1 tRNA gene and 1 rRNA gene are annotated in these 354 nt (G+C 51.4%); both read right to left on the bottom strand.

Annotated elements, in window-relative coordinates:
- Positions 1 to 43: 43 nt before the first annotated feature.
- Positions 44 to 120 (bottom strand) — tRNA-Asp (locus FDX19_RS15810).
- Between the two features lie 54 nt (positions 121 to 174).
- Positions 175 to 290 (bottom strand): 5S ribosomal RNA (gene rrf, locus FDX19_RS15805).
- Positions 291 to 354: the final 64 nt, after the last annotated feature.

Here is a 354-nt window from a genome sequence, read left to right as displayed (position 1 = left end):
TATCATAAAGCCTGCTTAGTAGCAGGCTTAATTTTCTAATAAGTGGCGGAACGGACGGGACTCGAACCCGCGACCCCCTGCGTGACAGGCAGGTATTCTAACCAACTGAACTACCGCTCCACCGAATTTCTTTGTCACCACCCGGATTTTCATCCCGGTTTACTGCAATTTGATGCCTGGCAGTTCCCTACTCTCGCATGGGGAGACCCCACACTACCATCGGCGCTACGGCGTTTCACTTCTGAGTTCGGCATGGGGTCAGGTGGGACCACCGCGCTACAGCCGCCAGGCAAATTCTTTTTATTAACCCGCCTTTAGCCGGTTAATGTAATCTGTAATCAAGCTGAAACTGAT

Source organism: Citrobacter sp. wls619 (assembly GCF_005281345.1).
In the GTDB taxonomy this organism is placed as follows: domain Bacteria; phylum Pseudomonadota; class Gammaproteobacteria; order Enterobacterales; family Enterobacteriaceae; genus Citrobacter.
The sequence above is the reverse complement of the archived record's forward strand: the minus strand, read 5'-3'. Positions and strand labels throughout refer to the sequence as shown.